17 protein-coding genes and 1 pseudogene are annotated in these 22,027 nt (G+C 69.3%); 5 read left to right on the top strand and 13 right to left on the bottom strand.

The window, feature by feature from the left end; genetic code table 11:
- The first annotated feature begins 190 nt into the window (after positions 1-190).
- Positions 191-604: a hypothetical protein gene (locus ON31_RS15895; RefSeq protein WP_039814528.1), complete on the top strand. Its 414-nt coding sequence runs from the start codon at positions 191-193 to the stop codon at positions 602-604.
- 235 nt (positions 605-839) lie between these two features.
- Here the strand turns inward: ON31_RS15895 and ON31_RS15900 are convergent.
- A pseudogene (locus ON31_RS15900) lies at positions 840-2,564 on the bottom strand (ABC transporter ATP-binding protein); the annotation flags it as partial.
- An 86-nt stretch (positions 2,565-2,650) separates the two neighbouring features.
- Between ON31_RS15900 and ON31_RS15905 the strand changes: the two are divergent.
- Positions 2,651-3,094, top strand: coding sequence for a MarR family winged helix-turn-helix transcriptional regulator (locus tag ON31_RS15905; protein WP_051037332.1), 444 nt, complete (start codon positions 2,651-2,653; stop codon positions 3,092-3,094).
- A 137-nt stretch (positions 3,095-3,231) separates the two neighbouring features.
- Here the strand turns inward: ON31_RS15905 and arc are convergent, their stop codons facing one another.
- The gene (arc, locus tag ON31_RS15910) at positions 3,232-4,992 is read right to left on the bottom strand and encodes a proteasome ATPase (protein WP_029923568.1); all 1,761 of its coding nucleotides are present in this window, start codon (positions 4,990-4,992) and stop codon (positions 3,232-3,234) included.
- Between the two features lie 244 nt (positions 4,993-5,236).
- On the opposite strand from arc, the gene ON31_RS15915 reads away from it, so the two are divergent.
- Positions 5,237-5,713, top strand: coding sequence for a WKL family lipoprotein (locus ON31_RS15915; RefSeq protein ID WP_081592486.1), 477 nt, complete (start codon positions 5,237-5,239; stop codon positions 5,711-5,713).
- A gap of 62 nt (positions 5,714-5,775) precedes the next feature.
- On the opposite strand, the gene ON31_RS15920 is transcribed toward ON31_RS15915, so the two are convergent.
- Positions 5,776-6,609, bottom strand: coding sequence for a tRNA (adenine-N1)-methyltransferase (locus tag ON31_RS15920; protein WP_039814532.1), 834 nt, complete (start codon positions 6,607-6,609; stop codon positions 5,776-5,778).
- 85 nt (positions 6,610-6,694) lie between these two features.
- Here ON31_RS15920 and ON31_RS15925 point away from each other — a divergent pair, with 85 nt between their 5' ends.
- Entirely contained in the window at positions 6,695-7,606 is a 912-nt protein-coding gene (locus ON31_RS15925) for a RecB family exonuclease (RefSeq protein WP_081592487.1), read from the top strand.
- Here the strand turns inward: ON31_RS15925 and ON31_RS15930 are convergent.
- The 7 genes from ON31_RS15930 to ON31_RS15960 all read right to left on the bottom strand — a co-directional run bounded on the left by ON31_RS15930 (position 7,583) and on the right by ON31_RS15960 (position 14,476).
- The gene (locus ON31_RS15930) at positions 7,583-7,825 is read right to left on the bottom strand and encodes a hypothetical protein (protein WP_029923564.1); all 243 of its coding nucleotides are present in this window, start codon (positions 7,823-7,825) and stop codon (positions 7,583-7,585) included. The genes ON31_RS15925 and ON31_RS15930 overlap by 24 nt on opposite strands.
- Before the next feature lie 140 nt (positions 7,826-7,965).
- The gene (hisG, locus tag ON31_RS15935; RefSeq protein WP_029923563.1) at positions 7,966-8,817 is read right to left on the bottom strand and encodes an ATP phosphoribosyltransferase; all 852 of its coding nucleotides are present in this window, start codon (positions 8,815-8,817) and stop codon (positions 7,966-7,968) included.
- 87 nt (positions 8,818-8,904) lie between these two features.
- Complete coding sequence (locus ON31_RS15940; protein ID WP_029923562.1) at positions 8,905-9,168, bottom strand: phosphoribosyl-ATP diphosphatase; 264 nt, start codon at positions 9,166-9,168, stop codon at positions 8,905-8,907.
- Between the two features lie 172 nt (positions 9,169-9,340).
- Entirely contained in the window at positions 9,341-11,170 is a 1,830-nt protein-coding gene (locus tag ON31_RS15945) for a choline/carnitine O-acyltransferase (RefSeq protein WP_039814549.1), read from the bottom strand.
- Positions 11,167-12,015 (bottom strand): class I SAM-dependent methyltransferase, encoded by an 849-nt coding sequence (locus ON31_RS36240; protein ID WP_051037337.1) that lies wholly within the window; start codon positions 12,013-12,015, stop codon positions 11,167-11,169. Before ON31_RS36240 ends, ON31_RS15945 begins: the two co-directional genes overlap by 4 nt.
- A 24-nt stretch (positions 12,016-12,039) precedes the next feature.
- Positions 12,040-12,882 (bottom strand): HalD/BesD family halogenase, encoded by an 843-nt coding sequence (locus ON31_RS15955; RefSeq protein WP_255222130.1) that lies wholly within the window; start codon positions 12,880-12,882, stop codon positions 12,040-12,042.
- A gap of 211 nt (positions 12,883-13,093) precedes the next feature.
- Positions 13,094-14,476 carry an NAD(P)/FAD-dependent oxidoreductase gene (locus ON31_RS15960; protein WP_039814536.1) on the bottom strand — a complete coding sequence of 461 codons (1,383 nt, stop codon included), beginning with the start codon at positions 14,474-14,476 and terminating at the stop codon, positions 13,094-13,096.
- A gap of 147 nt (positions 14,477-14,623) precedes the next feature.
- Here ON31_RS15960 and ON31_RS15965 point away from each other — a divergent pair, with 147 nt between their 5' ends.
- A complete protein-coding gene (locus ON31_RS15965) occupies positions 14,624-15,766 on the top strand; it encodes a pyridoxal-phosphate dependent enzyme (protein WP_039814538.1) in 1,143 nt (380 codons plus the stop codon).
- A 102-nt stretch (positions 15,767-15,868) separates the two neighbouring features.
- Here the strand turns inward: ON31_RS15965 and ON31_RS15970 are convergent, their stop codons facing one another.
- The 3 genes from ON31_RS15970 to metH form a co-directional block, all read right to left on the bottom strand.
- Positions 15,869-16,546, bottom strand: coding sequence for an HAD family hydrolase (locus tag ON31_RS15970; protein ID WP_039814539.1), 678 nt, complete (start codon positions 16,544-16,546; stop codon positions 15,869-15,871).
- A 25-nt stretch (positions 16,547-16,571) separates the two neighbouring features.
- A complete protein-coding gene (locus ON31_RS15975; protein WP_039814541.1) occupies positions 16,572-18,278 on the bottom strand; it encodes a serine/threonine-protein kinase in 1,707 nt (568 codons plus the stop codon).
- An 80-nt stretch (positions 18,279-18,358) separates the two neighbouring features.
- Positions 18,359-21,937 carry a methionine synthase gene (gene metH / locus ON31_RS15980; RefSeq protein WP_039814542.1) on the bottom strand — a complete coding sequence of 1,193 codons (3,579 nt, stop codon included), beginning with the start codon at positions 21,935-21,937 and terminating at the stop codon, positions 18,359-18,361.
- Positions 21,938-22,027: the final 90 nt, after the last annotated feature.

The following is a 22,027-nucleotide window of genomic DNA, read 5'->3' on the forward strand; positions in this document are numbered from 1 at the left end:
GAACTACATCACCCCGGCAGGTCGGCTAGTTACGGTGATCGCGCAGTACAGCGACCGGAACGGGGTGCGAATTCGCGCGATCGGTAGCGCGGACACCCGTAACAGCGGCATGATCGAGCCTCGATTCCCCAGCAATGGCATACCGCCGATCGACCGAAAGCGACCCGATCAGCAGACAGTGGGAGAGCCGATGACTTCGTTTGCCCGCAGCGTCACCCGCATCACCGCGACCGCCGCCGTCACCGCCGGAGCCGCCCTGGCCCTGGGTACGGGTACGGCCGCCGCCGACGAATGGCCGGTGCAGCAGCCGAACAGCCCGGTCTCGGTGTTCGAGGCCGAGGGGTTCCTGACCCCCACCGATCTCGACTACTGGAATCCGCTGAACACCGGCTACCGCCTGACCTCGCCCTACGGCAACAGCACCCGCATCGTGTGCACCGCCTTCCACGGCGTGATCATGGAGTGCTACCAGGCCGATCAGGACGGTAATCCGCACAAGCTGGCCCGCCTGCCGTTCAACTTCCCGAACATCACCGGGTCGTCGCAGCCCGGCGGCGGTCCCAGCCACTTCGTGTACCCGGGTTACCTCCCCGGGATCAGCTGACCCGCCACAACCCGCCGGAAAGTCCTCAGCGCACCAACGCCGGGTGGTCCGTCGATGCCGCGCCCGCCACGGATTCCGCGTCCCCGACCGATCCCGCGTCGCCGACCGATTCCGCGTCCCTGACCGATCTTGCATGCGCGGCCGATCCCGCGCCTGGCGGCGACGCCGGGTTCGGTAGCGATGCCGTGCCCGGCCGGACCGTCATGCCCGGTGCGAGCACGCCGTCGCGCGTCAGCAGATCGGCGTAGGCGGTGCCGCGCGCGAGCAGTTCCTCGTGGGTGCCACGTTCAACCACCCGGCCGCGGTCGAGCACCACGATCTGGTCCGCGTCGCGAATCGTCGACAGCCGGTGTGCGATGGTGATGGTGGTGCGTCCGGCCGACAGGGCGTCGATGGCGTCCTGCACCTCGCGTTCGGTGCGGGTGTCCAGGGCGCTGGTGGCCTCGTCCAGGACCAGGATCGGCGGATTGCGGAGAATGGCGCGGGCCACCGCGAGGCGCTGCTTCTCACCGCCGGAGAACCGGTAGCCACGCTCTCCGACCAGGGTGTCGTAGCCCTGCGGCAGACTCGCGATATGGTCGTGGATCCGGGCCGCCCGTGCCGCAACGCGCAGTTCCTCGTCGGTGGCATCGGGTTTGGCGAAGCGCAGATTCTCGGCCACCGTGGCATGGAACAGGTAGGTCTCCTGCGAGACCACCCCCACGGCCGCGGCCAGGTCGGCGAAACTCAACTCGCGCACATCGATACCGTCGATGGTCACCCGACCCGAGGTGGCGTCGTAGAGCCGCGCCACCAGATAGCCGAGAGTGGTCTTCCCGGAACCGGTCTCACCGACGATCGCCAGGCCGCTACCGGCCGGGACGTCGATATCGATATCGCGCAACACCTCTCGGTCGGCGTCGTAGCCGAAACCCACCCGCTCGAACCGCACCGCGCCGGTCACGCCCGCCACCGGCAGCGGGACCGGCCGCTCGGGTTCGGTGATATCCGGTCGCAGATCCAGGTATTCGAAGATGCGGGTGAACAGCGCCAGCGAGCTCTGCACCTGCACGCCCGTGGACAGCAGCATGACGGCGGGCCGCAGCAGTCCCGCCTGCAAGGTCGTGAACGCCACCAGCGTGCCGATGGACACCAGCGGCGTCCCGGCGGCGGCGGTCAGCCCGGCCGCCCAGTACACCACCGCGGGCATGGCCGCCATGACGATGGTGATGGTCGACTGCCGCCACCGCCCCGCCATCCCGGCCCGGATCTCCAGATCCACCAGTGACCGCGACTCCCGGTCGAAATCGTCGACCAGGGCGGGTGCGCGACCCATGGTGCGCCCCAGCAGGATTCCGCTCACCGACAGCGATTCCTCCACCACCGCCGACATGGCGGCCAGTTGCCGCTGCCGCTGCGCGGTGATGCGCCGCCGCTCGGCCCCGACCCGGCGGCTGATCCACACGAAGAACGGCAGCATGGCCAGCGAGATCAGGGTCAGCCGCCAGTCCAGCGCGAACATGGCGACGACGGCGGCCAGCACCGAGGTGAAGTTGGCGATGAGCGAGGTCGCCGTGGAGGTGACGGTCGACTGCATGCCGCCGATGTCGTGGGCGAGGCGCGACTGCACCTCGCCGGTGCGGGTGGCGGTGAAGAACGCCAATGGCATGGACTGCAAGCGCGCATAGACGGCAGTGCGCAGATCGTGCATGACGCGCTGCCCCACCGTGGTGGACAGATAGGTCTGCCAGACCCCGAAGACCGAGGTGAGCGCGGCCACCGCGATCATGCCCAGCGCCAGCAGGGCCAACAGCTCGGTGCGGCCGTGCGGCAGCGCGTCGTCGAGTACCGCGCGCAGCATGAACGGCGAGGCCAGACCCACCAGCGACGACAGGCCGACCAGTGCGCCCACCAGCGCGAGACGCGCCCGATAGGGGCGGAAGAGCCGGATGATCCGGCGAAGTTCGGATCGGGCGGCCATCGGCACCCTCCTTCCCACGGGAACCCCCGCTATAACTGAGCTTGACTCAATATTGTTCCCCAGAACATTGATCTATGCTCACAAATATGACGGAGGCCATCGAGGACGACCTGCCCGAGCTGTTCCTGCGCACCGCCCGCCGCATCCGCCGCGCCCAGCAGGCCGACCTCGCCCCACTCGGCCTCACCCCCGCCCAGGCGCGCGCCCTGCGCATTCTCGGCCACAGCGCCGAACCGCTGCGCATGTCCGCACTCGCCGAACGCCTGGGTATCGTGCCCCGCTCCGCCACCACCGTGGTCGACGCCCTGGAAGCCGCAGGCTGGGTCGACCGTGCCACCGATCCGGCCAATCGCCGCGCCACCCTGGTGGCGCTCACCGACTCCGGTCGCGCCGTACTGACCCGCATGTCCGACGCCCGCCGCCGCGCCGCCCGCGATCTGTTCGCCCGCCTGTCCCCCGGGCACCGCGCATCGCTGCGCGCCATCCTGGCCGAACTGGACGCCGCCGACGGCGATATGCCGCGCGGGTGACGCGGCCCCGCCGAGGCGGCGACAGCTACGACGGTCGAAGCCATGATCGGGGGCGGCCCGCGCACCCGACCCGATGACGGCGACGGGGCGCGCTTCCCGAAGGAAGCGCGCCCCGTGCGTGTCGTAGGGACTACAGGCTACAGGTACTGCCCCGTATTCGACTCGGTGTCGATCGCCCGGCTGGCCGAGGCGTTCTTGCCTGTCACCAGGGTGCGGATGTAGACGATCCGCTCGCCCTTCTTACCCGAGATGCGGGCCCAGTCATCGGGATTCGTGGTGTTGGGCAGGTCCTCGTTCTCGGAGAACTCGTCCACGATCGAATCGTAGAGATGCTGGAGCCGCAGGCCCGGGTTACCGGTTTCCAGGACGGACTTGATGGCGTACTTCTTGGACCGGTCCACGATGTTCTGGATCATGGCGCCGGAGTTGAAGTCCTTGAAGTACAGGACCTCCTTGTCACCGTTGGCGTAGGTGACCTCCAGGAAGCGGTTGTCCTCGCTCTCGGCGTACATCCGCTCCACGACCCGCTCGATCATGGACTGCACGCACTTGCCGCGGTCGCCGGGGAACTCGTTGAGATCGTCGGCGTGCAGCGGCAATTCGTCGGTCAGGTACTTGGAGAAGATGTCGGCCGCGGCTTCGGCGTCCGGGCGCTCGATCTTGATCTTCACATCGAGTCGGCCGGGGCGCAGGATGGCCGGGTCGATCATGTCCTCGCGGTTGGACGCGCCGATCACGATGACGTTCTCCAGGCCCTCCACGCCGTCGATCTCCGACAGCAGCTGCGGCACCACCGTGGTCTCCACATCGGACGAGACGCCGGAGCCGCGGGTGCGGAAGATGGAGTCCATCTCGTCGAAGAACACGATCACCGGAGTACCCTCGCTGGCCTTCTCGCGGGCCCGCTGGAAGATGATGCGAATGTGGCGCTCGGTCTCACCCACGAACTTGTTGAGCAGCTCGGGGCCCTTGATGTTGAGGAAGAACGACTTGGCTTCCTTGGCATCCTCACCGCGCGCCTCGGCGATCTTCTTGGCGAGGGAGTTGGCCACGGCCTTGGCGATCAGGGTCTTACCGCAACCGGGCGGGCCGTAGAGCAGCACACCCTTCGGGGGCCGCAGCGCGTACTCGCGGAACAGATCCTTGTGCAGGAACGGCAGTTCCACCGCGTCGCGGATCTGCTCGATCTGGCGCGACAGGCCGCCGATGTCCTCGTAGTCGACATCGGGCACCTCTTCCAGCACGAGGTCCTCGACCTCGGCCTTGGGGATGCGCTCGAAGGCGAAGCCCGCCTTGGTGTCGACCAGCAGCGAATCACCCGGCCGCAGTTTGCGAATCGGGGAATCCGGATCATCCAGATTGTCGACGTCGACCAGACCCGACAGCGGTCCGGACAACCACACCACGCGCTCCTCGTCGGCATGGCCGACCACGAGGGCGCGGCGGCCGTCGTCGAGAATCTCGCGCAGCGTGCCGATTTCACCGATGGCCTCGAAATGTCCGGCCTCCACGACGGTCAGCGCCTCGTTGAGGCGCACGGTCTGACCGTAGGTGAGTTCGGAGGTGTCGATATTCGGTGAGCACGTCAGTCGCATCTTGCGCCCAGAAGTGAACACGTCGACCGTCTGATCGTCGTACACCCCGATGAGAACGCCGTAGCCGCTGGGCGGTTGCCCGAGGCGGTCCACTTCCTCGCGCAGGGCGACCAGTTGCTGCCGCGCCTCCTTGAGGGTGTCCATCAGCTTGGTGTTGCGAATTGTCAGCGAATCCACCCGGGCTTCCAATTCCCGTGTGCGATCCGGCGTGTCGGCGAGTTGCCTCCGGAGTGCAGCCGCCTCGGCGCGTACTACCTCGAGTTCCCTCCAGGCTGCCGAATCCGAATGTTCGATGGGGCTCATGATGCTGCTCCTCCCAGTCCCGGTCTATCAACGCTACCGGGGACAAGCCGTTCCCGCTTTCCGACATGGTTTCGTCGTGATCACATCTAGGCTGCGGTCACCGGGCCGGACGACCATGTTAGCCTGCCCTAACCTGTTTCCGGCGAGCTATTTCGCCGACCGAGCCGAAAGGGTGCTATCGATGCTCCTTCCCAGCAGTCGTACCCGCTACCGGGTTAACGCCACAAGGACGCTTCGTGTTTCCGTGGCTACCGTCGCGGCGGCCCTCGCCGTTACCGGCACCCTGGCGGGCTGCGGCTCGGACGACACCGATTCCGGGTCCACGACCGCTTCCGGCAGCGTTTCGGCCACCACGGTCGCACCTGACGATCATGCCGCCACACCCGCCGCCAGCGCGGCGGAATTGCAGTCCACGCTGACCACATTCGCCGATCCGGCGGTTCCCGCCGCGGACAAGGCGAAACTCGTCACCGACGGCGACCAGCGGGTCGCGCTCATCGAGCGGATGAATCAGGGCCTGGCCAACTACCAGGTCTCCTTCACCGTCACCGAGGTGCGCCAGGACGGCGACCGCGCCGACGCCGACGTGGATGTCACCAGCCCGCACGGCACCATGCCCGGCGTGGCCATGACCTGGGAGTACGACGACGGCACCTGGAAGATCTCGGACGCCTCCGCGTGCACCATCCTCGGCATGGCGCGCGCCGCCTGCCAGCCGTAGCACCCCGCGGTCCGCGCACCGATCGGCACGGTGCGCCGGACAACGGGTGATCGCCACGGCCCTCAGCCCTTGGACGGCCTCCGCTGCGGCTTGGGGGCCACCACCCCGTCGGCCAGTCGCCGCGCGCTCACCAGGAAGGCCGTATGCCCCTGCATGCGATGCTCGGGCCGCACGGCGAGGCCGACCACGTGCCAGGGCCGGATGAGCGACTCCCAGGCGCGCGGTTCGGTCCAGCACTGCTGGCGGCGCAGCGCCTCCACCACCTCGGAGAGCTGGGTGACGGTGGCCACGTAGACGATGAGCACGCCGCCGGGAATGAGCGCCTTGGACACGGTGTCCAGGACATCCCAGGGCTTGAGCATGTCGAGGATGACGCGGTCGACCTGGTCGCCGGAGTATTCGGCGAGGTCGGCGACGGTGAGGTCCCAGTTCGCCGGGCGTTCCCCGAAGAACTTCTCGACATTCTTGACCGCGTGTTCGGCGTGGTCGTCGCGCACCTCGTAGGAGATGACCCTGCCCTCGGGGCCGACCGCGCGCAGCAGCGAGCAGGTGAGCGCACCCGATCCGGCACCGGCCTCCAGCACCCGCGCACCGGGGAAGATGTCGCCCTCGTGCACGATCTGGGCGGCGTCCTTGGGGTAGATGACCGCCGCGCCGCGCGGCATGGACAGCACGTAGTCGGTGAGCAGCGGCCGCAGCGCCAGATACGGCGTGCCGTTGGCGGAGTTCACCACGCTGCCCTCGTCGACACCGATGAGGTCGTCATGGCGGATCTGCCCCTTGTGGGTGTGGAACTCCTTGCCCTCCTCCAGGATCACCGTGTGCTGGCGGCCCTTGGCGTCGGTCAGCTGCACCCGGTCACCGCTGCGGAAGGGGCCGGTCCGTCTGGCCGTCATGTATCTCCTGTCTCACATTTGCCGCGCTGTCGCCACGGCGGTCGTCCACCGCACCCTGTCGGTGCCTGGGTTTAGCCTGCCAGGTATGCAGGTGCCCGCGTCCACGACCCCGGATTCCGCGGGCGGTACGCCCCCGCCCACCGAACCGTTCGTGGGGCGGCCGCTCGCGCTGTCGCCCTCGCGGGCAATCGATTTCAAACAATGCCCGCTCAAATACCGGTTGCGGGCAATCGACCGGATACCGGAACCACCGTCCACGGCGGCGGTGCGGGGCACCCTGGTGCATGCCGTCCTCGAGGCCCTGTTCGGCCTCCCGGCGACCGATCGGCTACCGGAGGCCGCCGCAGCTCTCGTCGAGCCCGCGTGGACCCGCCTGATCGCCGACCGGCCCGAGGTGGCCGACGTGGTGGCCGACGGCGGCCTGCCGGTGCTGCTGGCCGAGGTCGCCGACCTCGTCCGCGTGTACTTCACGCTGGAGGACCCGACCACCGTCGATCCGGAGTCGGTGGAGTTCTTCCTCGAAACCGAACTGCCCGACGGTTCGCCGGTGCGCGGCATCGTGGACCGCATCGACCGGGCGGCCGACGACGCCCTGCACATCGTCGACTACAAGACCGGCCGCTCCCCCGCCCCGGCCTACGAGGCCCGCGCGCTGTTCCAGTTGAAGTTCTACGCGCTGGTCCTGTTGCACACCCGCGGCGTGGTGCCCGCCCAGCTGCGACTGCTCTACCTGGCCGACGGGCAGACGCTCACCTATGAACCGGATGCCGACGAGCTGCGCCGCTTCCAGCGCATCGTGTCGGCGCTGTGGGCGGCCATCGACGCTGCCACCAAGACCGGCGACTTCCCACCCAACCGGGGCTGGATGTGCGACTACTGCGACTACCGTGCCCTGTGCCCGGAATTCGGCGGCACCCCGCCGCCGTATCCGGGTGTCGCGGGATCGGGCGCGGCGGAATCGGACCCAGCGGGATCAAGCGCAGAAGGCGTGGCCTGAGTCGTCCTGGCGCGCCGTGGTACCGGGCGCGCAGGCGCGGACGGTCCAGCGTCCGTCATCGCAGATGGCCAGGTGGGTCCAGTCCCAGATGACGGTCTCGCCGAGATCGTGGGCGGGACAGGGCAGCTCCTCGGCCGCCGCCGGACCGCCCGGCACGGCCGTCAGGACCGCGGCGGTGCCGAGAACGATTGCGACGCAGGACTTCCGCAGAATGAACATCGAGCCTCCGTGGTGTCGTTCGAGCGATCGATATGACACGGGTGAAGCAAGATGACGCGAGGCCACGCTAGCAAGCACCCGCCGCGCATCGCCACGGCGGGTGCTGAATCGTGATGTGGTTGTGCGGGATGCGGCCGTGCTCAGAAGGCGCGGCAGGAGCGGATGTCGGTGGCCAGGATGGCCTTCGCGCCGAGATCCGCGAGCCGGTCCATGAGTTCGTTGCCGCTCTTGCGCGGGACCAGCGCCCGCACCGCCACCCAGTCCGGATCGGTGAGCGGGGAGACGGTCGGCGACTCCAGTCCGGGGGTGATCGCCACGGCGGCGTCGAGCAGCGTCTTGGGGCAGTCGTAGTCGAGCATCAGGTACTGCTGGGCGAAGACGACACCCTGGACCCGGGCCACCAGCTGGTTGCGCGCCTTGTCGCGCTGGTCCGCGCCCTTCGCCTCGATCAGCACGCCCTCGGAATCGCACAGCGAGTCGCCGAAGGCCACCAGATTGTGCTGGCGCAGGGTGCGGCCCGAACCCACCACATCGGCGATGGCGTCGGCCACACCGAGCTGGATGGAGATCTCCACCGCGCCGTCGAGGCGGATGACCTCGGCCTCGATCCCGCGCGCGGCCAGATCCGCGAGCACCAGATTCGGATAGGAGGTGGCGATGCGCTTGTCGTAGAGGTCCTCGACCTTCCATTCGCGTCCCGCCGGGGCGGCGTAGCGGAAGGTGGAGCGGCCGAAGCCGAGCGAGAGCCGCTCCTGCACCGGCGCACCGGAGTCGAGGGCGAGGTCGCGGCCGGTGATGCCGAGGTCCAGCTCACCGGAGCCGACGTAGATGGCGATGTCCTTGGGCCGCAAGAAGAAGAATTCCACCTGGTTGGCGGGATCGAGGACGCTCAGATCGCGGGAATCGGTGCGCTTGCGGTAGCCCGCCTCGCTCAGGATGGCGACGGCGGATTCGGAGAGGGCGCCCTTATTGGGGACGGCGACGCGAAGCATAGGGTGTCCTTTCGGGACGGGTGGGGGGACGTGCGGACGGCGGTCGAGTGGGGTTCGGCCGTACGGCGTGTACGGCGATTCGGCGCGTCACAGATGTCGGTACACGTCCTCGAGCCGCAGTCCGCGGCCCACCATCAGCACCTGCACCCAGTACAGGAGCTGCGAGATCTCCTCCGCGAGCGATTCGTCGCTCTCGTGCTCGGCGGCCAGCCAGACTTCCCCGGCCTCCTCCAGCACCTTCTTGCCCTGCGCATGCACGCCGGCGTCCAAGGCGGCGACGGTGCCCGACCCCTCGGGTCGGTTGACGGCACGATCCTGCAGCTCGGCGAACAGGGCTTCGAAAGATTTCACGAGCAAACATTCTCGCAGACCAGGGGCGGCCCACCGCTGCCGGGCCTGCCCGCCCGGCCCATGCCCGCCGGCGGGAACCGGTTCCGGCCGCTGCGGGCGGTGTCGCGGCCACGCCCGCCAGCGGTCCGGTACCCCGCCCGACCGGCACATCGTGGTGCCGGTCGGGCGGAACTCAGCCGCGCGTCGGCGCCGCGGCGTGCAGCAGCTCGGTGAGCTCGGTCACGGCCGCCCGCAGATTGCTCGCGAAGGTGTGCATCTGCGCGGCAACGGATTTGGGTGTGGCGAGGTAGAGGTTCCAGCGATCGGGCAGCATGACGTAGGCGACGCCGATGCAGGTGGGGCTGGTGGAGCCGAAACCGAAGTACTGGATGTTCACCGACGGCGCGGAACTGGTGCTCAGGTAGTCGGCGCGGGTGATGCGCCAGCCGGGGCTGTCGTAGAACGGCATCGGATCGGTCGCGCCCAGCTGCTCACCGCGGCGGCGCTGGATGAGTTGCAGCTCCCACAGATGCTGTTCGGGCGCCTCCCCACGCTGGCACTCCTTGGCGCGGGCCACATGGGCGTCCGCGGCGGCCCGCAGCGCCTGCCGCCGCCGCTCCGGGTCGGCGTCCGAATCCTCCATGGCGGCGATGAATTCCACGATCTCCGGGGTGACCACGCGCATGGCCTCGGTACGGCCGTTGCGGAAGTGGCGGGTGGCGATGGATTCGTAGGTGGCCCCGATCATGCCCTTGCTGCGCTGGTGGGCGAGCTGATAGCTGAGCTGGGCGAAGGCATCCGGGGAGATGCCCAGCTGCTTGGCGCGACCGGTGCCGAAATCGGCGAAGGACACCGTCGAGGTGGCGTTGTCGGCCGCGTACTGTGCGAACGACGCCGCCGCGCTCGCGATCTCGCGCTTGCGGTCGTCGTCGAGCGCGAAGACGACGGGTTCGACCGCGGGCATGCCCTGCGGCTGCGCGCCCGACCGGGCGGCGTGCTCGGCCACCGGCGTCTCCAACAGCGCGTCGACGAAGGACAGGATGGTGGTGCCGTCCAGTCCGCAGTGCTCGACATTGATCCCGGCGGTGCCGTCGGCGAAGACGATGAAGGACACCGCCTTGTCGAACCAGCGGTTGCCGCTGTCCCCGTGCAGCAGCTGATCGCACGCCTGCTGGGTGTCGCGCGGCGCGAAATCCTCCAGGCAGACGAGGAACAGCGCGGTCTCGATGGTGTCGAGGGCCGCGACGTTCACCGGCACCGCGCGCAGCGCCCCGCGCACCCGCGCCCAGTCGGCCCGAGCCATGGTGGTCAGGTGTCCGGGCGAGGTGTTGATGGGCGCGCGCCGCGCCCCCGCCTTCATGACCGAACGCAGGCCGTCGACGATATCGCCGGGAGCGTAGGGGGCACCGGCCGGGCCGATGACATCCATGCGGAACATATTGCCGCGGTAGCAGACCACGATGTGCCGGGCCTGCGACGGACCCGGCCACTCCGGGCTGTAGGGCACCCGCACCCCGTCCTGCGGATCGCCGGGAATCCGCGTCTCGGAGAACAGGAACTTGTTCTGCGCCATGTTCAGCCGCTGTCCGCGCTGGGTCGCCGGCGGAACCTGCTCGGCGTCGAGTTGCAGTTTGTAGCTCACCGCGGCGCTCACCAGTGCCCCCGCGCGCTCGGCCTGATCGGCGGCGGTGGCGGCGGCGAGCACGGTGTCGTCGCGGAACAGGAAGAAGAAGTTGGCATTGAGCGCGATCCGGTCCCGTCGCCCCAGGTAGCGCGAGGGCCAGAATTCGTCCAGCCAGCTGCCCACCCCGGGAGTGCTGTCGTAGCGCTCGAGGTCGGCCTGCAGCGCACGGGCCGGGCTGTCGGGGCGGAGCATGAGCTCGACCGCGGCGGCGGTGGCCGCGTATTCATCGCCGGTGAGCAGCGGTGCGCACCAGTGCAGAAACCGCGTGCAGCTGTCCTCCAGGGTGGGCAGCGGCACCCGGGGCAGCTGGTCGTCGTGGGCGAAGGTCGGTTCGCTCAAGAGAGGTCCTCGTGGTCGAAGGATAGGGTCGGGGACGGGCGAGACACGTAGAGCTGCGCGTAGAGCCAGCCGTCGGATTCGTGCCCCTCGGTGTCGACGCCATTGTCGGCCAAGGTATTCAGGACCTGGGTGCGCTCGTCGGCGGCCGCGAAGCGGCGCTGCCGGAACGACCCGGGTACGCGTTCGGTGCGGTAGCCGAGTTCGGCCAGCCGCGCGGCGATCGGATCGAAGGAGAACATGCGCAGCACGAAATGCGCCATCCAGGGCAGCTTTCCGCCATGCGCGCGGGCGACCCGCAGCAGGGTGCGGTCGGTGATGTAGCCGACGCATCCGGTGGAGATGACGAGGTCGGCGGTGGCCAGGGTGGCGCGCTGCGCCTCGGTGGGGTCGGCGGCTTCCAGGTCGGCGTGCACGGTGTCGTGCAGCAGTCCGGCGGCGCGGGCGTAGTCGAGTGCCGGGCGGGAGGCGTCCATGCCGATGAAGCGAACGCCGGGCAGCCGGTCGGCGGCGGTGAGGCGGGCGCGGTCGCGCGCGATGAGGGCGGCGGCTCCATCGTCACCGTCGCCGTCGGAGTCTCGATAGTGCTCGGTGAGTTCGGCCATGCTGATGCCCAGGCGCAGCAGGGCCGCGTTCACGCCGTAGGAGCAGCCCAGATCCAGCACGGTCGGGGCGGCGATGCCGGTGGCGGCGCGGTAGTCGGCGATGAGGCTCGCGAAGTGCGGTGTCGCCAGTTCCGGTATGCAGTAGTCCAATTCGGCCATCCGCGCGTAATACTCGCGTGGATCGGGCCGGTCGTAGATGTGGTCGAACGAGGCTTTCCCGGTGCTGTGCAACGAAACCGGCACGTGTTCTCCTTCTTGGTCGAGCACTCAATCCAGCAGTCGATCGCTGCGTACGGCTGTCGCGTCGCCGAGGTGTGCGGGCAGCACCCGGCCGAACAGCTGCCGACTGCGCTCCGCGGTGCCGATCACCCCGGTGGTCCGGCTGTAGGCGAAGATGGCGGTGTGCCGCTGCGCCGCGCCGGTGACCGGTGTCACCCGGTGCAGCGAGTAGCGGCCCTGGAACAGCTGCAGATCCCCGGGGCGCAGGTCGAGGCGGCGAATCAGGTTCTCCCCCTTGCCTTCCAGCACGGCACGCACGTCGTCGAGATGTTCCGCCTCTGGGGTTCGGATGCCCGGACAGTATTCGAAGACGCCGCCGGATTCCGGACGCTGGGTGAGCATGCTGACGGTGAATTCGTTGGTGTCGAAGTGCCAGGGGTGCGACATGCCCGGCGCGACCACGTTCAGGCAGAGTCCCGCCAGCGGGTCGGTGTACTCGTGCAGCTGCTCGAGCTCGAAGCAGTCGGCCACGAACCGCTGGAACACCGGGCTGGCGTAGAGCCGCTGAATCAGCGTGTGCGCCGGAATGAGATCCCTTGCCACGAAGGCGTTTCCGCGTTCGAGCACGATGCGGCCCGGATGACCCTCGGGTAGTTCGGCGTCCAGCGGGATGTTGTAGGCGTTGACCCGTTCGACGGTGTAGTAGGCCCGCGGGGCCAGTTCCGCGCCCTCGGCGCGCAGTGTCTCCAGGAACTCCGGGCGCACGAATCCGGTGAGCACGCTGCACCCGTCGGCCGCCAAGTCGGCGCGCGCCGCCCGCACGGCCCGCAGCCAGCCCGCACCGCCGGGCGCGTCCAGCGGGTAGCGCTCGGTGTCCACCACCTCGGTCACCGAATCATCCACCATCCCATCGCCAGTGGATGGGCACGCGTCGGTCCAACCCCCGCTCGTAACCATGCCGACCATTCTCACCAGAGGGGCGTCGGCGCGCCAGGGATTCGCTGGAATCGGTCACCTGACGCGGTCAGAGAGTTTTATTGCATCCCAACAGAATTCATGCGAGCGGAGATCGCCGTCGGTCCGACGCACGATGGACGGCGCACTATTGCGTGCGGCGGCCATCAGCCGGATGCGCCGCGCGGGCCAGCGCCGCGGCGACCTCCGGGGGTGACAGATAGTGGCCGGTCTGCTCGAAATCGCCGATGGTGTGGGCGATTCGGTCGGTGTAGCCGATGCGCAGGAAGTCGTCACCGGCCAGCGCGTGCAGGGTCCAGTCGAAGACGGTGCGGGTGCGGGCCACCACGGTGCGCAGGGCCAGCAGATGGTAGGCGCGGGTGACGAACTGCGCGGGGACGCCCCGCAGTCCGATGCCGAGCGGGCGGGCGAGGGCGTCGCGGCCGCCCAGGTCGACCACCATGCCGAGATCGCGGTGCCGGTACGGGGTGCGCGCAGCGCCGCGCAGCGTGGCGGTGAGGTTGCGGGCCAGTCGGCGGCCCTGGCGGCTGGCGTGCTGGGCGGTGGGCGCGCAGACGGCGTCGCCGCCGGTGGACAGGTCCGGGACGGCGGCGGCGTCACCACAGGCCCACACCCCCGCCAGGCCGGGGACGGTCAGATCCGCGGCCGCGACCACCCGACCGCGGGCGGTCTCGGCGCCCAGGTGGGCGGCCAGCGGACTGGGGGCGACGCCCGCGCTCCACAGCACGGTGCGGGTCGGGATCACGGCTCCGGTGGTGAGGGTGACCGACCGCTCGGTGACCTCGGCCGCCGACGCCCCGGGTCGGAAGTCGATCTCCCGCCGCGCCAGCCGCCGCTTGGCATCGGCTCCGAGCCGTTTGCCCAGTTCCGGCATGATGTGGTCGCCGTGGGTGATGAGGTGCCACCGCACCGTGGTCGGGTCCAGGCGCGGAAAGTACTGCCGCGCGGCGGCTTTGGTGAGCCGATTGAGCACCGCGGCGGTCTCGGTGCCCGCGTAGCCCGCGCCGATGGCGACGAAGGTCGACCGTTCGCGCCGCTCCGCCTCGGTATCGGCGACCGCCGCCAGATCGAGTTGGCGCAGCACGTGGTCGCGCAGGTACACGGCCTCGGCCAGGGTCTTCATCCCGAACCCGTACTCGCGCAGACCCGGCACATCCATGACCCTGGTGATGCTGCCGGGCGTGAGCACCAGGTGGTCGTAGTCGAGCGCGTACTCCAGTCCGGACCGCAGCCGCCGCACCACGCACCGACGCGCATCCGGTTCCACGCCCACCACCATGCCCGGCGCGATCTCGGTCCGCCGCAGCACTCGCCGCAATGACACCGAGACCGCCCGCGCGGTCAGCACCCCCGCCGCCACCTGCGGCAGCAGCGGCAGATACAGCGCCGCGTCATCCGGCGCGACCAACGTCACCTCGGCCTCCCCCGGCCGCAGCGTCCGCTCCAACGTCCGAGCGCACTCCACTCCGGCGAAACCACTCCCGACGATGACGATCCGCGCAGGGGTCATCCGCCCAACGTAGCAACGCGCACCCGCGCGGCGGTGGAGGCTGCCAGGGAGCGGCCGGCTCCTCGGGCTACTCCCGCTCCTGGAGACACGCACCCGCCCGTGCTTCCATGCGGCGTGCCCAGTGACCTCGCAAGAGCGTTTCAGCGAGTGGTTCGGCAGGTCTCGTCGGCGCTGGAATCGGCGGCGTCCGGCGTCTCCCGGCGGCTACGCGCGGCGTCCGAGGAGCGTCTCCGCGAACCCGCCCGCGACCTCCCCGTCGTGGACACCTTCGTCGCGAAGACGATCAAGTTTCCGCCACCGCCGGAACTGCGCGCGCCGACGAGCCGTGAGCGCTGGCACGCCCTGGCCGACATCGCCGAGGGCCGCCTGCCGGAGCCGAAGATCGTCAACTCCCCCGATCTGGATGCGCTCGCGCACTCGAAACTCTATATCGCGCTGGAGAATCAGTGGCCCGGCACCAAGTCCATCAAGGAGCGGGCCGCGCGCGTCGTGACCTCGAAATTGAACGATCTGCCCCCGGGGGTGCCGGTTCGCATCGCATCGTCGGGCAATCATGCGATCGCCTACGCGGGGGCCTTGGGCCGCCGTCGTATCCCGGTGATCGCGGTGGTACCCGAGAACACGTCCGCCGTGAAGATCTCGAAGCTCGAGGAGCGCGGCGCGACGGTGATCCGGCACGGCTCGTCCTACGACGACGCCTACTCGCACGCCAAACGCCTCACTGAGGAACAGGGAGGTCGGTTTCTGGACGTGTCGGCGCACGACTCGGTCGCCGCGCTGGGCACCGCCGTCCACGACATGCTGTCGCTGCGGCCCTCCGCCAGCACCTTGGTATTGCCCGCCGGTGGCGGTACGGTCGCCTCGGCCGCACAGGTCGTGCGAGATTTCGAGGAGATCTGGGGCGGACGCCGCACGGTCCTCATAGCCTGCCCGGAGAACGCGCCGACGGTCTACGAGTCCTTCAAGGCCGGCGAGCCGGTCACGGTCCCCGCCCACACCATGGCCGAGGCCGTGAACGTCGGCACCGTCGACGCCCATCTGCTTCCGCAGATCCTCGGCGCCGCCGACGATGTCGTGCTCGTCCCGGAATCGTCGATCCGGGAGGGTGTTCCGCTGCTGAGCGCCGCGATCGGCAGTCCCGTCGAGGCCGGTGCGACGCTCGGGCCGATGGCCGTCATCGGATCGCAGGGTGTCCTGCACGGGGCCAGCGGAGCCGTGCACGATGTCCGCGGTCAGGAGGTGCTCACACTGGTCACCGGCGGCAATGTCGCCCCTGGGCACGGGGTGTGATCGGGAAGCACTCGTCGATCAGGGTGGCCGACCACCGACCGTCACGCTGCCGCCCGCCGTACCGGGCGGCCCTCACGCCGGTGTGTGACCGCCGCGCGGCCCTCAGGCCGGTGGCCGACCGGCGGCGAGGTGGCCGAGTTCGGTGACGGTGAGGCCGATGAGGGAGTCGCGGAAGACACGGCCGTCGCGGGCGGGGACGGGGATTTCGCAGGGGACGACCAGGACCGGGCAGCCCGCGGTCTCGGCGGCCTGGACGCCGGTCGGGGAATCCTCGATGGCCACGCAGTGTTCGGGGGCGACGCCGACCAGTTCGGCGGCGCGCAGGTAGATGTCGGGGGCCGGTTTGCCGTGGGGCACCTCGTCACCGCAGACGGAGCTGTGGAAGTGGTGGCGGCCCAGGGTGTCCAGGCCGAATTCGGTGAGCGAGCGTTTGGTGTTGGTGACCAGGGCCATGGGCACCTCCGCGGCGGCGAGGGCGGCCAGGGCGTCCTGGGCGCCCGGCCGCCAGGGGATCGCGCCGGTGGTGAACAGTTCGGTGACGCGGGCTTCCAGCCAGTGGCCCGCTTCGCCCAGGGCCGCCGGGGTCGGGTCCAAGCCCAGGCCGTTGAACATGATGCGCAGTGCGTTGGGTCCGGACGCGCCGATCAGAGCGTGCCGGATCTGGTCCGTCATCTCGCGGCCGAGTTCGGCCGCGAGTTCCCGCACGGCGATATCCCAGAGCTTCTCCGAATCGAGCAGGGTGCCGTCCATATCCCAGAGCACGGCGGCCGGGCGGGTCATCGGAGCAACTCCTCGGGGTCGGTGGTCAGAGGCCGGAGGCGGTGATGAGCATACGGCCACCGCTGTTGTCGACCTGGATCCAGCGGTTCTCGCTGTCGGTGGAACCGTTCTTCAGGACGTAGGTGATCGAGACGACGGCCCGGTTGTCACCCTGCGGCGTGACCGCCCCGACGCGCACCTCGGCGATGGTGCCCCAGAACTGCGCGTAACTGTTGTAGCCGCCGGTGACCGCCTGGTACGACGGTGACAGCATGGACCACGCACCGCTTACATTGCCCGGCAGCATGCCGTAGTAGTTCCGCACGAACGCACTGACATTGCCCGGATTCGGCGGGGCCGGGGTGGTGGTCGGCGGCGTCGTGGTCGGCGTGGTGGTCACGGTCGTCGTGGTGGGATTCGCACTCGTGGTGGTGGACGGCGGCGCGGTGGTCGTGGTCGGCGCGGCGGTGCGCGACGGCTCCTGGCTGTCGGCCTGACCGATCACCGCGGGTGAGGTCGGCGCGGCGCTCGAGGTACCGGCGACCGGCGGCGCGACCTCCGACGTGCCGGTGGCGACGGGCGGATTCTCCACTCCCCCACCGCGGTTCACGGTGGTGGCGATCACCGCGGCGAGCAACAGCGCCGCGACCACCCCCACTCCGGCCAGCGCGAGCCGCCGACGGTCGCGCCGCGTCCCCTGCGCCGCACCGGAATTCGGCACCACCGGCAGCGGACCGCTCGCCGGGCGCTCGGATGTCCCCGCACCCGTGTGCCTCGCGGGCGTACCCATGTCCACATGCATGGTCGGATCGGTGCTGTTGCCCGTCACACCGTGCGAATTCGTCAGCACCGTGGTCTCCGCCGCGTCCGGGGATACGGCGGCGGCCGTCGGCAGCACCTTGGTCGGATTCGGATGCGCGTGCGCGGGCACGCCGCGCCCCTCGGCCACCGCCTCCAACGCCTCGTGCGCCTGCTTCATGGTCGGCCGCGCATCGGCTTCGGCCGCGAGCAACTCCATGAGCACCGGGCCGAGCGGTCCGGCCCGCCGGGCTTCGGGCACCCGGGCGCGCGCCACCGAGTGCAGCACGGCAAGGGGGTTCTCGCCCTCACCGAAGGGTGGCGTGCCCTCCACCGCCGCGTACAGCGTGGAGCCGAGCGCGAACACGTCGGAGGACGGTTCCGGATTCTCACCCCGCGCCACCTCCGGCGAGAGATATGCCGGTGTGCCCGCGAGGAATCCGGTGGAGGTGACGGTCACATCGCCCACGGCCCGCGAGATGCCGAAGTCGGTGATCTTCACGGTGCCGTCGTCGGCGACGAGGATATTGGCGGGTTTCACGTCCCGGTGCACGATGCCCGCGTCATGGGCCGCCGCCAGCGCCGCCGCCACCTTGGCCCCGATCCGGGCGACCTGGGTGGGCGGCAGCGGCCCCTGCTCCCGCATGACGGCGGCCAGACTGGGCGCGTTCACGTACTCCATGACCAGCCACGGCTGGCCGTCCTCCTCGGCCACGTCGAAGACGGTGACGGCGTTGACGTGGTGCAGTCGCGCCGCGATCCGCCCTTCGCGCATGGCCCGCATCCGGGCCTCGATGGCCTGGGATCGGGACAGCCCGGGGCCCAGCAGCAGTTGCTTGACCGCGACCGTGCGCCGCAGGCGCACGTCGGTCGCACGCCACACGACTCCCATCGCACCGGTGCCGATCGGATCCGTGAGCCGATACCGTCCCGCAATCAGCCGGTCTGCCGTCATGTGGTTGTACCCCTCCTGCTGGCGTCACGCCGAGCCCACCCTGCAACTCTGCGCGATAGCCCGGAAAACTTCCGAAAATCCTATGCGTTGAAGTACTTCGCTTCCGGATGCAGCAGTACGAACGCATCCGTCGACTGCTCCGGATGCAATTGCAACTCCTCCGACAGCGTCACTCCGATGCGGCCCGCTTCCAGCAGGTCCACCAGCTTGGCGCGGTCTTCGAGGTCCGGGCAGGCCCCGTAGCCGAAGGAGTAACGTGCTCCACGGTATCCGAGTTTGAAGTAATCCAGCACATCGGCCGGGTCTTCGTCGGCGACCGAATGTCCTTCCAGCACAAGCTCTTCCCGGATACGGCGATGCCAAAACTCGGCCATTGCCTCGGTGAGCTGCACCCCGATGCCGTGCACCTCCAGATAGTCGCGGTAGTTGTTCTCCGCGAACAGCACGTTCGCGAAATCGGCGATGGGCTGACCCATGGTGACCAGCTGGAACGGCAGCACATCCACCTGGCCGCGCTCGCGCGCCAGCTCCCGGGAGCGGATGAAGTCGGCGATGCACAGGAACCGGTCGCGCTGCTGGCGTGGGAAGGTGAATCGATACCGCTGCGGCGCATCGGGATCCGGCTCGGTGAGCACGATCACATCGTCACCCTCGGAGACCGCCGGGAAGTAGCCGTAGACGAGCGCCGCGTGCGCGAGCACGCCTTCGGCGGTGAGCCGGTCGAGCCAGTACCGCAGCCGCGGGCGGCCCTCGGTCTCCACCAGCTCCTCGTAGGTGGGTCCGTCTCCGGCGCGCTGGCCGCGCAGCCCCCACTGCCCGAGGAACAGCGCCCGCTCGTCGAGCAGGCCCGAATACTCCTGTACCGACAGCCCTTTCACCACGCGGGTGCCCCAGAAGGGCGGCACCGCCACGGGCAGATCGGCGGCCACGTCGGAACGCGCGGGCACCTCGATGGGCGTCTCCTTGGCGCGGCGTTCGGCGGCGATGCGCTTGGAACGCTCGTGGCGGGCCTTGCGTTCGGCGGCCTTCTCCCGTTCGGCGATGGCCTCCGGGGAATCCGGATCGGGGCCGCCGCCACGCTTGCGGGTCATGATCTCGTCCATGAGCCGCAGCCCTTCGAAGGCGTCGCGGGCGTAGTGCACATCGCCCTCGTACACCTCGGTGAGATCGTTCTCCACGTAGGCGCGGGTCAGGGCCGCACCGCCGAGGAGCACCGGGAACTGCTCGGCCACCCCCTTGGCGTTGAGTTCCTCCAGGTTCTCCTTCATGATCACCGTGGATTTGACCAGCAGCCCCGACATGCCGATCACATCGGCCTTCTTGTCCACGGCGGCGTCGAGAATGGTGGCGATCGGCTGCTTGATGCCGAGGTTGACCACCTCGTAGCCGTTGTTGGACAGGATGATGTCGACCAGGTTCTTGCCGATGTCGTGCACGTCACCCTTGACGGTGGCCAGCACGATGCGCCCCTTGCCGGAGTCGTCGGTGGCCTCCATATGCGGTTCCAGATGCGCCACGGCCGCCTTCATCACCTCGGCGGACTGCAGCACGAACGGCAGCTGCATCTGGCCCGAGCCGAACAGCTCGCCGACGGTCTTCATCCCGGCCAGCAGCGTCTCGTTGATGATCCGCAGCGGCGGCACTTCGCGCATGGCCGCGTCGAGATCGGCCTCCATACCGGCCTTCTCACCGTCGACGATGCGGCGCTCGAGGCGTTCGAACAGCGGCAGCGCGGCCAGTTCCTCCGCGCGCGAAGCCTTGGAGGAGGCCGCCGAGACGCCCTCGAACAGCGCCATCAGTTTCTGCAGCGGGTCGTAGTCCTCGCCGCGGCGGTCGTAGACCAGATCCAGCGCGGTCTGGCGCTGCTCCTCGGGAATCCGGCTCATGGGCAGGATCTTGGAGGCGTGCACGATGGCCGAATCCAGTCCGGCTTCGACGCATTCGTGCATGAACACCGAGTTCAGCACCTGCCGGGCGGCGGCGTTGAGACCGAAGGAGATATTCGACAGGCCCAGGGTGGTCTGCACATTCGGGTGGCGGCGCTTGAGTTCGCGGATGGCCTCGATGGTTTCGATGCCGTCGCGCCGCGACTCCTCCTGACCGGTGCCGAGGGTGAAGGTCAGGGTGTCGATGATGATGTCGGATTCGGCCAGTCCCCAGTTGCCGGTGATATCGGCGATGAGGCGTTCGGCGATCTCGACCTTCTTCTCGGCGGTGCGCGCCTGCCCCTCCTCGTCGATGGTCAGCGCCACCACGGCGGCGCCGTGTTCGGCGACCAGGCGCATGGTCTGCTGGAACCGCGAATCGGGTCCGTCACCGTCCTCGTAGTTGACCGAGTTGACCGCGCAGCGCCCACCGAGGTGTTCCAAACCCGCCTGCAGCACCGGGGTTTCGGTGGAGTCGAGCATGATCGGCAGGGTGGACGCGGTGGCCAGGCGACTGGCCAGCTCCCGCATGTCCTTGGTGCCGTCACGGCCCACGTAGTCCACGCACAGGTCGAGCATGTGCGCACCGTCGCGGGTCTGGTCCTTGGCGATATCCAGGCACTTCTGCCAGTCCTCGGCCAGCATGGCCTCGCGGAACGCCTTGGAGCCGTTGGCGTTCGTGCGCTCGCCGATCATGAGGATGGAGGCGTCCTGCTCGAACGGCACCGAGGTGTAGATGGACGACACGCTCGGTTCGTGCTCGGGCGTCCGGTGCGCGGGCGTGAGTTCGCGCACCGCCTCGGCCACCTGGCGGATGTGCTCCGGCGTGGTGCCGCAGCAGCCGCCGACCAGCGCCAGCCCGAATTCGGAGACGAACTGCCGCATGGCCACGGCCAGTTCCTCCGGCGTGAGCGGGTACACGGCGCCGTTCGCGCCCAGTACCGGCAGGCCCGCGTTCGGCATGACCGAGACCGGCAGGTCGGCGTGCTTGGACAGATGCCGCAGATGCTCGCTCATCTCGTCCGGGCCGGTGGCGCAGTTCAGGCCGATCATGTCCACGCCGAGCGGTTCGATGGCGGTGAGCGCCGCGCCGATCTCGGAACCGACCAGCATGGTGCCGGTGGTCTCCATGGTGACGTGGGTGATGATCGGAATGCGGCGGCCCGCCCGCGCCATGGCGTGCTGGCTGCCCACGATGGCGGCCTTCACCTGGAGCAGGTCCTGGCAGGTCTCCACCAGGATGGCGTCCGCGCCGCCGTCGAGCATGCCGAGGGCGGCCTCGGTGTAGGCGTCGCGCAGCGAGGCGTAGGGCGCGTGCCCGAGGGTGGGCAGCTTGGTGCCCGGCCCCATGGACCCCAGCACGTAGCGGGGCGTGCCGTCGGCGGAGGGTCCCATCTCGTCGGCGACCTCGCGCGCCAGGCGGGTGCCGCGCTCGGACAGATCGCGGATGCGATCGGCGATGTCGTAGTCGGCCAGGTTGGGCAGATTGCAGCCGAAGGTGTTGGTCTCGACCGCGTCGGCGCCGGCCTCGAAATACGCGCGGTGGATATGTCGCAGCACGTCGGGGCGGGTTTCGTTGAGGATCTCGTTACAGCCCTCGAGTCCCCGGAAGTCGTCCAGGGTCAAATCCGCCGCCTGCAACATGGTGCCCATCGCACCGTCGCCGATCACGACACGCTTGCGGAGCGTGTCGAGTAGGGTGGTGTCGAACTCGGCGCGGGGGGACACAGACATGTACTCAAGAGTAGTGGTCTGTCCCGACAATCCGGGCCCCGGTGCCGCCGGTCCACGCTGTGGGACGCGGCGTGTCCGCGCGCCTCGCCG

Source organism: Nocardia otitidiscaviarum NBRC 14405 (genome assembly GCF_000308635.1).
Classification (GTDB): Bacteria; Actinomycetota; Actinomycetes; order Mycobacteriales; family Mycobacteriaceae; genus Nocardia; species Nocardia otitidiscaviarum.

What these genes read in the sequence shown, in the direction of transcription:
- ON31_RS15925 (WP_081592487.1), top strand. Translation starts at nt 6,695, where the DNA reads ATGCAGGTGCCCGCGTCCACGACCCCGGATTCCGCGGGCGGTACGCCC.
- ON31_RS15970 (WP_039814539.1), bottom strand. Translation starts at nt 16,546, where the DNA reads ATGACCCGCCCGGCCGCCGTGCTCTGGGATATGGACGGCACCCTGCTC.
- metH (WP_039814542.1), bottom strand. Translation starts at nt 21,937, where the DNA reads ATGTCTGTGTCCCCCCGCGCCGAGTTCGACACCACCCTACTCGACACG.
- ON31_RS15960 (WP_039814536.1), bottom strand. Translation starts at nt 14,476, where the DNA reads ATGACCCCTGCGCGGATCGTCATCGTCGGGAGTGGTTTCGCCGGAGTG.
- hisG (WP_029923563.1), bottom strand. Translation starts at nt 8,817, where the DNA reads ATGCTTCGCGTCGCCGTCCCCAATAAGGGCGCCCTCTCCGAATCCGCC.
- ON31_RS15975 (WP_039814541.1), bottom strand. Translation starts at nt 18,278, where the DNA reads ATGACGGCAGACCGGCTGATTGCGGGACGGTATCGGCTCACGGATCCG.
- arc (WP_029923568.1), bottom strand. Translation starts at nt 4,992, where the DNA reads ATGAGCCCCATCGAACATTCGGATTCGGCAGCCTGGAGGGAACTCGAG.
- ON31_RS15920 (WP_039814532.1), bottom strand. Translation starts at nt 6,609, where the DNA reads ATGACGGCCAGACGGACCGGCCCCTTCCGCAGCGGTGACCGGGTGCAG.
- ON31_RS15930 (WP_029923564.1), bottom strand. Translation starts at nt 7,825, where the DNA reads ATGTTCATTCTGCGGAAGTCCTGCGTCGCAATCGTTCTCGGCACCGCC.
- ON31_RS15905 (WP_051037332.1), top strand. Translation starts at nt 2,651, where the DNA reads ATGACGGAGGCCATCGAGGACGACCTGCCCGAGCTGTTCCTGCGCACC.
- ON31_RS15895 (WP_039814528.1), top strand. Translation starts at nt 191, where the DNA reads ATGACTTCGTTTGCCCGCAGCGTCACCCGCATCACCGCGACCGCCGCC.